Annotated in this window: 10 protein-coding genes and 1 pseudogene; all 11 read left to right on the forward strand. The window is 63.0% G+C overall.

All coding sequences use genetic code 11. The features are described 5' to 3' along the window. The first annotated feature begins 29 nt into the window (after window positions 1-29). The 11 genes and pseudogenes from FJ956_RS15775 to FJ956_RS15825 all read left to right on the forward strand — a co-directional run bounded on the left by FJ956_RS15775 (window position 30) and on the right by FJ956_RS15825 (window position 12823). Window positions 30-638 (forward strand): CGNR zinc finger domain-containing protein, encoded by a 609-nt coding sequence (locus FJ956_RS15775; protein WP_140684385.1) that lies wholly within the window; start codon window positions 30-32, stop codon window positions 636-638. Then, window positions 631-1161 carry a hypothetical protein gene (locus tag FJ956_RS15780; protein ID WP_140684387.1) on the forward strand — a complete coding sequence of 177 codons (531 nt, stop codon included), beginning with the start codon at window positions 631-633 and terminating at the stop codon, window positions 1159-1161. The genes FJ956_RS15775 and FJ956_RS15780 overlap by 8 nt, the downstream gene beginning before the upstream one ends. 196 nt (window positions 1162-1357) lie before the next feature. Next, a pseudogene (locus FJ956_RS15785) lies at window positions 1358-4843 on the forward strand (indolepyruvate ferredoxin oxidoreductase family protein); the annotation flags it as partial. 148 nt (window positions 4844-4991) lie between these two features. Further along, window positions 4992-7307: an EAL domain-containing protein gene (locus FJ956_RS15790; RefSeq protein WP_140684391.1), complete on the forward strand. Its 2316-nt coding sequence runs from the start codon at window positions 4992-4994 to the stop codon at window positions 7305-7307. 494 nt (window positions 7308-7801) lie between these two features. Then, on the forward strand, window positions 7802-8563 hold the full coding sequence (locus FJ956_RS15795) for a hypothetical protein (RefSeq protein ID WP_140684393.1): 762 nt from the start codon (window positions 7802-7804) through the stop codon (window positions 8561-8563). Between the two features lie 127 nt (window positions 8564-8690). After that, window positions 8691-8840: a DUF3096 domain-containing protein gene (locus tag FJ956_RS15800; protein WP_140684395.1), complete on the forward strand. Its 150-nt coding sequence runs from the start codon at window positions 8691-8693 to the stop codon at window positions 8838-8840. A 150-nt stretch (window positions 8841-8990) separates the two neighbouring features. Beyond that, window positions 8991-9215, forward strand: coding sequence for an aa3-type cytochrome c oxidase subunit IV (locus FJ956_RS15805; RefSeq protein WP_140684397.1), 225 nt, complete (start codon window positions 8991-8993; stop codon window positions 9213-9215). An 85-nt stretch (window positions 9216-9300) separates the two neighbouring features. Continuing rightward, a complete protein-coding gene (locus FJ956_RS15810) occupies window positions 9301-10545 on the forward strand; it encodes a Re/Si-specific NAD(P)(+) transhydrogenase subunit alpha (protein ID WP_140684399.1) in 1245 nt (414 codons plus the stop codon). Beyond that, the gene (locus FJ956_RS15815) at window positions 10545-10964 is read left to right on the forward strand and encodes an NAD(P) transhydrogenase subunit alpha (protein ID WP_140684401.1); all 420 of its coding nucleotides are present in this window, start codon (window positions 10545-10547) and stop codon (window positions 10962-10964) included. Before FJ956_RS15810 ends, FJ956_RS15815 begins: the two co-directional genes overlap by 1 nt. Before the next feature lies 1 nt (window position 10965). Further along, on the forward strand, window positions 10966-12372 hold the full coding sequence (locus tag FJ956_RS15820) for an NAD(P)(+) transhydrogenase (Re/Si-specific) subunit beta (RefSeq protein WP_140684403.1): 1407 nt from the start codon (window positions 10966-10968) through the stop codon (window positions 12370-12372). Between the two features lie 133 nt (window positions 12373-12505). Then, window positions 12506-12823 carry a hypothetical protein gene (locus tag FJ956_RS15825; protein ID WP_140684405.1) on the forward strand — a complete coding sequence of 106 codons (318 nt, stop codon included), beginning with the start codon at window positions 12506-12508 and terminating at the stop codon, window positions 12821-12823. The last annotated feature ends 130 nt before the right edge of the window (window positions 12824-12953 follow it).

Below are 12953 nucleotides of genomic sequence, written 5' to 3' on the forward strand. Positions count from 1 at the left end.
AATGCGTTTTATCGGTTAGATTCCCGCGCATGACAGTCTCCTGGACCCCGCACCGTTTCACCGGTGGTATCCTTGCGCTCGATACGACAAACACCGTCGTATTGCGCAACGATCCGGAAAAAACCTTCGACCGTTTCGACGACCCGGCCGAGATCGCCCGTTTCGCCGAGGCGGCGAGCGGCTTTCGCGCCGCCGAGCTCGGCGGCCGGCGGCTGCGGGCGCCGGATCCGGGCGAGATAAAGCCAGCCGTCGTCTCGATCCGCGAAGCGACCGACCGCCTGTTTCGCCATGCCGTATCGAACGGCGCGCTCGCGACCAGCCACCTGCCTGGCTTCCTCACGGCCTGCGCAGGCGGCCTCTCCGGCAGCGAGACCGAGATCGGAACGCCTGGCCAGCCTTTCGGCGATCCGCAAACACCGATCGCCTTCGAGGCGGCTTTGGCCGTTTCGGCCCTGTCGCTGCTGCGCGACGAAACGGTGGCGAGGCTGAGGATCTGTCCCAATTGCAGCTGGCTGTTCGTCGACCGCAGCCGCAACGCCAGCCGCCTCTGGTGCGACATGGCCGTTTGCGGCAACCGCCAGAAGGCAAACCGCTATTACCGCCGCCGTACAGCGGCCAGGGAGGTCAGCAATGCTTAGGAAATTGTCGCGTTCGGCTCTGGTCGGCGCCGCCTTGATCGCGGCATTCGCGCTCGGCGCCTGCCGCGACACCGGCAACGACCAGCTATTTGCCATCTCCGGCAAGCTGTTCGAGTTCAATTACCGGCTGGCCATCGCCACCTATGTCATCACGCTGAAGCCGCTGCGCCCGATGGTCGACGGCCAGGTCGCGGTGGTGAGCTTCCAGAACCCGGCCGGCGGCGACCCGCTCATCGTCAACCAGAAGATCTGGCCGAAGCTGCCCCACATCACGCTCACCAGTCCGCCGCTCTCCTGCGTGGTCAAGGACAAGCCCTACAGCGTCTCGATCCGCATCGAGGATGCGAGCGGCACGTTGCTGCAGAGCATCGACACCACCATGACCTCGTCGGAGGACCAGACCATGCTGCCGGACCGGCCGCTGGTGATCGGGCCGAACTACGAGCTGAATTCCGATCTGGCCGGCCATCCCGACGGCAAGCTGCCGGGCGAACCGAAGCCGGATTGCTCGAAAGCGACCTGAAACGCCGGCGCCCATGCGAAATTTTTGTTCCTCAGGAAGCGGTTAGCATGATCTTGCATGCGCCGCCGGCCACTCGCCAGACTGTTTGTTGCGTGTTATCTGGCTCCTGCGATTTTGTTTGACCTCTCCGCCAAGGGAAGAAAGACTGCGGCGTCCCACTCCGACGTTGGCTGCCTGATTTGAGGCGCCTCCGCAGAGGAAATACCTGATGACGCTGCACGACGTCGCGCTCGACGACAAGTTCGACCTTGGCAAGGAGAGCGTCTTCCTGTCCGGCGCGCAGGCGGTCGTGCGCATGCTTCTGATGCAGCGCGAGCGTGACCGCCGCGCCGGCCTCAACACGGCAGGCTTCGTCTCCGGCTATCGCGGCTCGCCGCTTGGTGGCCTCGACATGCAGCTGTGGCGGGCCAAGAAGCAGCTCGCGCAAGCCGACATCGTCTTCCAGCCCGGCCTCAACGAGGAGCTCGCCGCCACCGCCTGCTGGGGCTCGCAGCAGACCGAATTGCTGGGCGAGGGCACGCATGACGGCGTCTTTTCGGTCTGGTACGGCAAGGGGCCGGGCGTCGACCGTTCCGGCGACGTCTTCCGCCACGCCAATCTAGCCGGCTCGTCGAGAAATGGCGGCGTGCTCGCCCTGATGGGCGACGACCATATGGCCGAATCCTCGACCAACGCGCATGCCACCGAATTCCTGTTCGTCGACACCATGGTGCCGATCCTCAATCCGGCCGGCGTCCAGGAGATCGTCGACTACGGCCTCTACGGCTTTGCCATGTCGCGCTTCGCCGGCACCTGGGCGGCGATCAAATGCGTCAAGGACAACATCGAATCGACGGCCTCGGTCGACGCCTCGATCGAGCGTCTGGGCATCGTCATTCCCGAATTCGACATGCCGCCGGGCGGCCTGAACATCCGCCACGAGATCGACATGCTCGGCCAGGAAGAGCGGCTGCATGAGTATAAACGCGCCGCCGCTTCCGCCTTCATCCAGGCCAACGGTCTCAACCGCATCGTCTATTCCGGCGGCCGCAATCCCAAGCTCGGCGTCATCACCATCGGCAAGAGCTATCTCGATGTCCGCCAGGCGCTTGAGGATATCGGCATCGACGAACAGGCCGCCAACCGCATCGGCATCCGCCTGTTCAAGGTCGGCTGCCCGTGGCCGCTCGATTTCCAGCACATCGCCGAGTTCGCCCGCGGCCTCGACACCATCGTCGTCGTCGAGGAAAAGCGCTCGCTGATCGAGGTGCAGCTGCGCGAGAACCTCTACGGCGCCGCCACGCAGCCGGTGATCGTCGGCAAGAAGGACGAGCGCGGCGACTGGCTGTTTCCGGCCAAGGGCGCGCTCGACCCGAACGAGATCGCCATCGCGCTCGGCGAGCGGATCTTGCGCACCATCGGCCCGTCGGAAGAAATCGCCGCGCGGCTGGCGAAGCTGCGCCAGTTCCAGGCGATGCTTGCCGACACCGTCAATATCGGTTCGCGCACGCCTTTCTTCTGCTCGGGCTGCCCGCACAATTCCTCGACCAAGGTGCCGGACGGCTCGATCGCCGCCGCCGGCATCGGCTGCCATTTCATGGCGCTGTGGATGGACAGGAACACCGTCGGCTTCACCGCCATGGGCGGCGAGGGCGCGCAATGGGTCGGCCAGGCGCCGTTCTCGAAGCGCGACCACATCTTCCAGAACCTCGGCGACGGCACCTACAACCATTCCGGCGTGCTGGCGATCCGCTTCGCGCTGTCCTCAGCCGCCAACATCACCTACAAGATTCTCTACAACGACGCGGTGGCGATGACCGGCGGCCAGCCGCATGAGGGCGGCCTGACCGTCGACATGATCGCGAGACAAGTTCGCGCGGAGGGCGTCGACCGCATCGCCGTCGTCACCGACGAGCCGGACAAATATGCCGGCAAGGCCGATTTCCCGGCCGGCATCAGCATCCATCACCGTGACGACCTCGATCTCGTCCAGCGCGAGTTGCGTGGGCTCAAAGGCGTTTCCGTTCTCATCTACGATCAGACCTGCGCCGCCGAAAAGCGCCGGCGCCGCAAGCGCGGCACCTTTCCCGATCCCGACAAGCGCGTCTTCATCAACGAACTGGTCTGCGAAGGCTGCGGCGATTGCGGCGTGCAGTCGAACTGCGTCTCCATCCAGCCGGTCGAGACCGAATTCGGCCGCAAGCGCCGGATCGACCAGTCGAGCTGCAACAAGGATTTTTCCTGCCTCAACGGTTTCTGCCCGTCCTTCGTCACCGTGCATGGCGGCAAGATCAGGAAGGCCGAAGGCATTGCCGGCAGGGCCGACCCTCTCGACGGCGTGCCAGCGCCGGCCGAGTTCCGCATGGGCAGCCAGGGCTGGGCGGCGATCATCGACGGGGTCGGCGGCACCGGCGTCGTCACCGTCGGCGCCGTGCTTGGCATGGCCGCGCATCTGGAAGGCAAGGGCTGCGGCATGATCGACATGGCCGGCCTCGCCCAGAAGGGCGGCTCGGTCTTCACCCATGTCCGCATCGCCCCGACGCCCGAGGACATCCACGCCATTCGCGTTTCAGCCGGCAAGGCAGACCTCGTGCTCGGCTGCGACCTCGTCGTCTCCGGCGCCAAGAAGGTGTTGGGCGCGGTGCGCGAGGGCCACACGATCTTCCTCGCCAATACCGCCGAGATCATGCCTGGCGAATTCACCCGTTCCGCCGACTTCTCGCTGCCGGTCGAGCGGCTGAAGAAGGCGATCCGGGCGGCTGCCGGCGACGACAAGGCCCACTTCTTCGACGCAACCCGCACCGCGACCGCGCTGTTCGGCAATTCGCTCGGCGCCAATATGTTCATGCTCGGCTTCGCCTTCCAGCATGGCGGCCTGCCGCTTTCAGCGGAAGCGGTTGAAAAGGCGATAGAATTGAACGGCGAGGCGGTGGCGATGAATATCGCCGCTTTCCGCTGGGGCCGCCGTGCCGCGCATCAGCCCGATTTCGTGCGCGGCCTGGTCGCCCAGACCGGAAAGCCGGCGTCAAAACCGGCCGAGACGCTGGACGATGTGATCGCCCGCCGCGTCGCCTTCCTTACCGCCTATCAGAATGCCGCCTATGCCAGGCGTTACGCCGACCGCGTGGCGTCGTTGCGCGCCGCCGAAGCCAAGGCCGTGCCCGGCTCGTCCGTGGTGACCGAGGCCGTCGCCAGGAACCTCTTCAAGCTGATGGCGATCAAGGACGAGTATGAGGTGGCGCGGCTCTACACCGACGGCACTTTCGCCGCCGACCTCGCCAAGCAGTTCCAGAGCTACGAGAAGCTCGAGTTCCATCTCGCGCCGCCGATCCTCGGGCGGCGCGGCAGTGACGGCAAACCCCGGAAATCGAGCTTCGGCCCATGGATGATGAAGGGTTTTCGGCTGCTGGCGGCGATGAAGGGCCTGCGTGGAACCGCCTGCGACCTTTTCGGCTACACGGCCGAGCGGCGCATCGAGCGGCAATCGTTGAGGCAGTACGAGGCCGATCTTGACCTGATCGCCGGCGCGCTGGCGCCGGGCAGGGTGGAAGCCGCGACGGCTCTGGCCTCCGTGCCGGCGCTCATCCGCGGCTACGGCCACGTCCGGCAGGCCAGCGCCGACAAGGCGGCGGGCGAGCGCTCGCGCTTGATCGAGCGTTTGAATCAAGCCCCCGCTGAGCCTGCGCTTCGGGCAGCGGAATGAATGCGCCGGCGCGTTGACGCCGCGCCAACCCCCCTAATCCCTTATCCGCCCTGCTTATAGCAACCCTCTGCAACCGTCGCCGCGCGCCGTTCTAAGCCTTTCTTAAGGCGGGGTGTGGCATGACAAGGCGTAGTGTTGGGCCGAGTATATGGGCAGAGCAAAGACCGAGAGCATCCCGGCAGACGTCTATATCCAGTTCGTGCGGGCATTGTTCGACAACGCCGGCATGGTGGCGATCGGCGGCGTATGCTACTGGATTATCGGGTTCATGGTCTACCTGCGCACGCAGGATCTGCTTTATCTGGCGTTGGCTTTCGTTCTGCTATCGGCCAGCCTCTGGCGGTACTTCAGCATCCAAGGCTTCCATAGAGCAGGCGGCACCATAGCAAGTGTCGCAGAGGCAGAAGCGATAGAGCGCAACTACATTCTCAAAGGCAGCGCGCAGGGCCTCGCATTGGGGTCATTCTGCTTCGTGTCGATCTATCTGCGTCCCGATCAATTTGGTGAACTGGCATCGGTGTCGTTGTCGTTGACGACCCTGGTAACGGTTGTCGGGCGAAGCTACGGGTCCATGCGCATGGTCCAGATTTTTTCCTTGACCCTCGTCGGGCCGGCGGCTCTTGCGCTCATCCTGCGCATGGATATGGCTTCTGTCGTCCTCGGCTTGATGATCATCCCGCTGACGTTCGTCACGGTCAGCAGCGCTGATCATGTCCGCAACGTGCTTTTCTCCGCGGTCATCGGCCACAAGCAGGCGAGGAACCTGACGCGCAGGTTCGACCGCGCGCTCAACACCATGTCGCATGGCCTGGTCATGCTGGGCCCGGACGGGCGCGTCGCGGTGGCCAATGCCGAGGCTGCCCATCTGATGTCGCTGAAATCGGGCGATGCCTTGCTTGGACGCTCGATCCACGGTCTTTTGATGCGCGGCGTCGCCGGCGGCATGCTGGCGCCGAAAGACTGCCGCTACATCGAGGCGCAGCTGACACGCGCCTTGCGCGAAGGCCGCGACCGCAAGGTGCTGGTTTCGCTTGCCAATGGCCAGCACTATGAGTTTTCCGCGCGCGAAGGCAGCCAGGAATTGGGCGTCATCACCTTCGAGGACGTGACGGCCCGCGTCGAGGCGGAGGAAAAGATCCGCTTCATGGCGCGCTACGACAATTTGACGGGGCTGCCGAACCGCGCCTATTTCCACGAACTGGTCGGCGAAGCCATGGCGTCCGGCGACCGCGACCGGCTCTGCGGCCTCGCCGTGCTCGACCTCGACGATTTCAAGAGCGTCAACGACACACTCGGCCATCCGGTCGGCGATGGGCTGATCTATGCCTTGGCCGAGCGGCTGGCTGCGGTCGCCGGGCCAGGCATCAATGTCAGCCGTTTCGGCGGCGACGAGTTCATGGTCTTCTTTGACCGCATCGAGGACGAGAGCCATCTGAACGATTTGCTCGACGAGATCTTCGTCAACCTGCAGGGGGAGGTGGATGTCGCCGGTCACAGCCTACGCATCCAGGCCAGCGGCGGCGCCGTGTTGTCCAGGGTCGAAGACACTGATGTCGACGCCATGATCGTCAAGGCCGACCTTGCCCTCTACAAGGCCAAGGAGCTCGGCAAGAATAGCTGGCGGCTGTTCGAGGCATCAATGGATGCCGCGTTCCGCAATCGCCAGCTGATGAAGGCCGATCTGCGCACAGCCGTGCAAAACAAGGAGTTGCGCGTCGTCTACCAGCCGATCGTGGCGATGAGCACCATGCGCATAGCTGGCTGCGAGGCGCTCTGCCGCTGGGATCACGCCGATCTCGGGCCGATCTCGCCCAGCGTCTTCATCCCGCTCGCCGAGGAGATGGGCATCATTGCCGACATCAGTACTTTCGTGTTGCAGGCGGCCTGCGCCGAATGCGCCAAATGGCCGGCGCAGACCAGCGTATCGGTCAACCTTTCGGCCAAGGATTTCCGCAACCGCGACGTCGTGCAGAAGGTTCGCGAGGCGCTGGCGGCGTCAGGCCTTGCGCCGCACAGGCTCGAAATCGAGGTCACCGAGACCGCCTTGCTCGACGACAAATCGCTCACGCGCGAGCTGATCGAAGAGATGAAGACGCTTGGCGTCCGCATTGCGCTTGACGATTTCGGCACCGGCTACTCCAGCCTGAGCTATCTCCACAAGCTGCCGCTCGACAAGATCAAGATCGACCGCTCTTTCCTGGTCGATGTGAACCAGAACCGGCAGTCGCTCGATCTGCTGAAGGGCATCGTCAGCCTGTCCAGGACGTTGGGTCTTTCCGTCACCATCGAAGGGGTCGAGACCTTTGAGCAGCTGAAGACGCTGGTCCATCTGGTCAAGCCGGACTTCGTGCAGGGCTTTCTCTTCGGCGCCGCGCTCAGCGCGTCGGGCATCGAGACGATGTCGAGCGTCACATGGCCATTTGCCGCTGACCTGCATATCGCCGGCAAACGGACAGCCGGCTAAACGCTATTTGCGCAAAAAGTGTGAAGCGGTTTTCTGTCGGCAGTCGCTCCGGGCAATGCAATTCCAGGAGGCAGTGAACGGTTCTCCACCCTGGAATCGCACATACACCACGCAACGACTGTTCATCCGATGAAATGATGACCGCTCAGGCGTCGTCTAAACCGTGATGGCGTTTCGTTGAATCGCCATCACGGTCTAACTCTTTGTTGGAGCATGATCTTTCTCCGAAAACCGGTTCCCACTTTTCCGGATCATGCTCTAAACCTCCGACATCTTGGCTCTCAAGGTCTGACCTCAGAATAATTTTGATGACCGCCGCCGGAACGGGCCAGCCAACCGTCGGCTGGCCGATTTGCTTTATTCACGCGCAAGATCGGGCGAAACGACCGCGGTCATTAAGGTTAACAAGCGGTAAATCAGCAATATCGAATTTTCAGCTTGTGTCTCATTTCAACTCGAATAGCCTACTTCCAGGCGGAATTCGAGGACTGACAATGGATACAGCGAGGAAGAGTGCGTCGGCTGAGGCCAGCGCGAGGATCGACTCGGCGCTCAACCGATCCATGATGCAACTGCTGGATCATGTCGAATATCGTCTCATCACCGGGGGTGAAGATCAGGAGGCGATTTACCGGCTCCGCTACAATTCCTATCGGCGCTCAGGTATGTGTGGTCCGATCGAGAGCGGTATGTTCGAGGATCGTTGGGATAATCTGCCCAACTCCTACCGGTTCGGTGTCTATTGCTATGACCAATTGGTCAGCACACTGCGCTTCCATTATATTACCAGCGAGTGTCCGTGCTCGCCCTCCGTCGATGCCTATCCGGAAATATTGAAGGAACGGCTTGCGCGCGGAGAAACCTTCATCGATGGAACTCGGTTCGCAGCCGATCCTGCCAGCGCACCGTCGCCCGGAGTGATACCTTTCCTGACACTCAGGATTGCCATGGTCGCCTCCTGTTATTTTGGCCAAGACTCGGTGCTGACGCCGGTCAGGATGGAGCATTCCGCTTTTTACGTTCGTTACTTTCAGGCCGTGCAGAGGACAGAAGCTAAAGTATTCCCGGGCGTTCTTCCCCCACTCGCACTGTTCGAAATCCCGGCCGGCGAAAACATGCGCCTGACGCTCAAACGGTTGCCGTTCTTCAAATCCACGCCGACGGAACAACGGCTGATGTTCGGCAATCCGGCCATCAACCGACTGACGCCCCTCTCCATCGTGCCGACGGCGAAATATTTGCAAGAAGCCGCCTGAATAGGCGTCCGTCCTCGTCTCATGGATCTTTCCGGCAGTTGCGCCGTTTTAAGGCTGGCGCAGTGACCAGCCTTGGCTGCCGTCCTGCCTGACGATCGTTTGCTCCGAGCTGTTTAAAGGACACGCCATGACCATACACTCGCTCGCGCTGACGCCGCTGATCTCGCTGATCGCCGGCGTGCTGATCCTGGTGATGCCGCGGCTCCTCAACTACATCGTCGCGCTTTACCTGATCGTCGTCGGTGTGCTCGGCCTTTTTCCCCACCTCGCCAGCTGAAATCCCGCGCCGGCCGCGTGGACACAGCCGCGGCATTCAATTTCAACTTTCGTTTGAGGCTGTTGTCGCCGGTTGTGCGGCAATAGCGCCATTGCTCTTGGTTCGGCTTTTCGCTATGTGCCTCAAAGGCATTTTCGAAGGGGTACTTCCATGGCTGATCACACGCCGACCGGTCCTGTCGAGCTGGGCGCGAAAATGGACTATGCCGAGCACGATCGTACCTACAAGGGCTTCCTCGGTCTTGCCAAATACGGCTCGCTGTTCTGTGCCGCCATCCTTATCGCAATGGCCTTCGGCTTCTTCGTCGGCGGCTTCTTCTCGGCGACCATCCTGTTCATCCTGATCATGGCCGTCGGCACTCTCATTCTGCGGTAGATTTCCCAAGCCCATTGCCCTCGACGTCGCCGGACGTCCGGCTGACGCCTTGCGCAATCAAGGTTCCAGCCGAAAGGATCATCCGGTGGGACAAATCGTATTCATCCCTCGTGAGCTTGACCCGAACGAGCCGCGCGTCGCGGCCTCGCCGGAGACGGTCAAGCGCCTGGCGGGTCTCGGCTTCGACGTGATCGTGGAGAAGGACGCCGGCTTCGGCTCCCGCATCCCCGACCAGGATTTCACTGCGGCCGGCGGCGCGATCGGAGCGGCGGCCGACGCCAAAAAGGCCGATGTCGTGCTGAAAGTGCGCCGGCCGACGGATGCGGAGCTCAAGGGCTACAAGTCCGGCGCCGTCGTCATCGCCATCATGGATCCCTACGGCAACGACGCCGCCGTCGCTGCCATGGCCAAGGCCGGCATCACCGCCTTTTCCATGGAATTCATGCCGCGCATCACCCGTGCGCAATCGATGGACGTGCTTTCCTCGCAGGCCAATCTCGCCGGCTACCAGGCGGTGATCGACGCGGCCGCCGAATATGATCGCGCGCTGCCGATGATGATGACGGCGGCCGGCACGGTGCCGGCGGCGAAAATCTTCATCATGGGCGTCGGCGTCGCCGGCCTGCAGGCGATCGCCACGGCGCGTCGCCTCGGCGCCGTCGTCACCGCCACCGACGTGCGCCCTGCGGTGAAGGAGCAGGTGCAGTCGCTCGGCGCGAAATTCCTGGCGGTCGAGGACGAGGAGTTCAAGGCAGCCGAAACGGCCGGCGGCTATGCCAAGGAAATGTCGAAGGAATACCAGGCCAAGCAGGCGGCGCTCACCGCCGAGCACATCGCCAAGCAGGACATCGTCATCACCACCGCGCTGATACCGGGCCGTCCGGCGCCGAAGCTGGTCTCGGCCGCCATGGTCGCCTCGATGAAGCCGGGCTCGGTGATCGTCGACCTCGCCGTCGAGCGCGGCGGCAATGTCGAGGGCGCGGTGCCGGGCAAGGTCGTGACGACGGAAAACGGCGTCAAGATCGTCGGCCACCTCAACGTGCCGGGCCGTGTCGCCGCATCCGCCTCGCTGCTCTACGCCAAGAACCTCTACGCTTTCCTCGAGACGATGGTCGACAAGGCGGCGAAGCAGCTTGCCATCAGGCGCGACGACGATCTGGTCAAGGCGACGATGCTGACCGACGCTGGCCAAGTCGTGCATCCGAACTTCGCCAAGGCGGTCGAGCAGCCGCGCACCGAGCCGGCGGCCATTCCGGCGACGAGCATGGTCGCCGACGCCAGACCGGCGCCGAAGAAGAAGTCCGCAGCCAAGCCTAAGGGGACCGCGTGATGGACGCCTTGCAGAAAGCCCTCGACCAACTCGATCAGGCGACCGCCGCCGTTCGCCTTGCGGTGCAGGATCTTGCCAACCCGCCCGCAGGCGAGGCTGCCGGTAACGCGGCGCACGCGCTGTCCGGTGGCGCCGTCGATCCCTTCGTCTTCCAACTCGCCATCTTCATGCTGGCGATCTTCGTCGGCTATTATGTCGTCTGGTCGGTGACGCCGGCGCTGCACACGCCGCTGATGGCTGTCACCAACGCCATTTCTTCGGTCATTGTCGTCGGCGCGCTGCTGGCCGTCGGCATCTCGGCCTCCGGGCTCGCCGCCGGCTTCGGTTTCGTCGCCCTAGTGCTGGTCTCGGTCAACATCTTCGGCGGCTTCCTGGTCACCCAGCGCATGCTCGCCATGTACAAGAAGAAGGAAAAGTGACGTGACCGTCAATCTGGCTTCCTTCCTCTATCTCGTCTCGGGCATCCTGTTCATCCTGGCGCTGCGCGGCCTGTCGCATCCCACCACCAGCCGGCGAGGCAATCTCTTCGGCATGATCGGTATGGCGATCGCTATCGCCACCACGCTGGCATTGGCTTTGCCTTTGGCTCCCTCGGTCGGCCGCTTCGGCCTGATCGTGCTCGGGCTGGCCATCGGCGGCGGCATCGGCGCGGTCACCGCGCGCCGCATCGCCATGACCTCGATGCCGCAACTGGTCGCCGCCTTCCACTCTCTCGTCGGCTTCGCCGCCGTCATGGTGGCCGCGGCCGCCATGTATGCGCCGGAGAGCTTCGGCATCGGCACGGCGGGCGACATCCATGCCCAGGCGCTGGTCGAGATGAGCCTGGGCGTAGCCATCGGCGCCATCACCTTCACCGGCTCGGTCATCGCCTTCCTGAAGCTCGACGGGCGCATGTCAGGCAAGCCGATCATGATCGGCGGCCGGCATCTCATCAACATCGCGCTCGGTATCGCGTTGGTGATGCTGATCGTGCTGCTCGTCACCACCGAGGCCAAGCTGGTGTTCTGGCTGATCGTCGCCGCGTCGCTTCTGCTCGGCGTGCTGCTCATCATCCCGATCGGCGGCGCCGACATGCCGGTTGTCGTCTCGATGCTGAATTCCTATTCCGGCTGGGCGGCTGCGGCGCTTGGTTTCACGCTCGGCAATTTGGCGCTGATCATCACCGGCGCGCTGGTCGGCTCGTCCGGCGCGATCCTGTCCTACATCATGTGCAAGGGCATGAATCGCTCCTTCATCTCGGTCATCCTCGGCGGCTTCGGCGGCGAGACGGCCGCGGTTGCCGACGACGGCATCGAGCGCACCGTCAAGCAGGGCTCGGCCGATGACGCCGCCTATCTGATGATGAACGCGCAGAAGGTCATCATCGTGCCCGGCTACGGCATGGCGGTCGCCCAGGCGCAGCACGCGCTGCGCGAGATGGCCGACAAGCTCAAGGCCGCCGGCGTCGAGGTGAAATACGCCATTCACCCGGTCGCCGGCCGCATGCCCGGCCACATGAACGTGCTCTTGGCCGAGGCCAACGTGCCTTACGACGAGGTGTTCGAGCTGGAGGACATCAACTCCGAGTTCGCGCAGGCCGACGTCGCCTATGTCATCGGCGCCAACGACGTCACCAACCCGTCCGCGCGCGACGACAAGTCCTCACCGATCTACGGCATGCCGATCCTCGACGTCGACAAGGCCCGCACCTGCCTGTTCGTCAAGCGCTCGCTCGGCTCCGGCTATGCCGGCATCGACAACACGCTGTTCTACAAGGATGGCACCATGATGCTGCTCGGCGACGCCAAGAAGATGACCGAGGAAATCGTCAAGGCCATGGATCACTGAGCCGCAAGAACGCTATGCGATAGGCGGTGCGGTCGCCGCCTACAACTATATCGAACCTGGACTCACCGAGGATCTGGATATCTTGGTATCGTTCGAGACGATCCCAGGGAGCGCTAAGTCCGGGCTGACGGTGTTGACACCGATTCTGGCCTTTCTGGCGCAGCGAGGTTATACCGAATTTCGAGATGTCGGCGTGGTGGTTGAAGGGTGGCCTGTTCAATTCATCCCAGTAGCGAATGATCTCGACAAGGAAGCGCTTGATCAGGCATTGGACATCGATTTTGCCACCGATCCCGATGAGCTAGGCGTTCCAACTAGGGTCCTCCGCGCCGAGCATATTGTCGCAACGGCATTAAAGTTGGGACGCCCCAAGGATCACATGCGAATGGCCGCTTTTGTCGAAAGCCAAGCCTATGACAGCGATGCGTTAGACGACGTCCTGACGCGCTAGCAGGCGCCGACGTCCACTCGCGAAAATACGGGGTCGAATAACTTCTCCGCTACGCCTAGAGCATGATGCCGAAAAGTGTGGAGCGGTTTTCGGACGACATCATGCTCTATCTCTTTGATTTAGAGCCGGA

This window comes from Mesorhizobium sp. B2-4-3 (genome assembly GCF_006442815.1).
Lineage (GTDB): Bacteria > Pseudomonadota > Alphaproteobacteria > Rhizobiales > Rhizobiaceae > Mesorhizobium.

Bases quoted from the DNA above. Each gene is read 5' to 3' on its own strand.
- FJ956_RS15790 (WP_140684391.1), top strand. From the start codon at position 4,992: ATGGGCAGAGCAAAGACCGAGAGCATCCCGGCAGACGTCTATATCCAG.
- FJ956_RS15805 (WP_140684397.1), top strand. From the start codon at position 8,991: ATGGCTGATCACACGCCGACCGGTCCTGTCGAGCTGGGCGCGAAAATG.
- FJ956_RS15800 (WP_140684395.1), top strand. From the start codon at position 8,691: ATGACCATACACTCGCTCGCGCTGACGCCGCTGATCTCGCTGATCGCC.
- FJ956_RS15780 (WP_140684387.1), top strand. From the start codon at position 631: ATGCTTAGGAAATTGTCGCGTTCGGCTCTGGTCGGCGCCGCCTTGATC.
- FJ956_RS15775 (WP_140684385.1), top strand. From the start codon at position 30: ATGACAGTCTCCTGGACCCCGCACCGTTTCACCGGTGGTATCCTTGCG.
- FJ956_RS15795 (WP_140684393.1), top strand. From the start codon at position 7,802: ATGGATACAGCGAGGAAGAGTGCGTCGGCTGAGGCCAGCGCGAGGATC.
- FJ956_RS15815 (WP_140684401.1), top strand. From the start codon at position 10,545: ATGGACGCCTTGCAGAAAGCCCTCGACCAACTCGATCAGGCGACCGCC.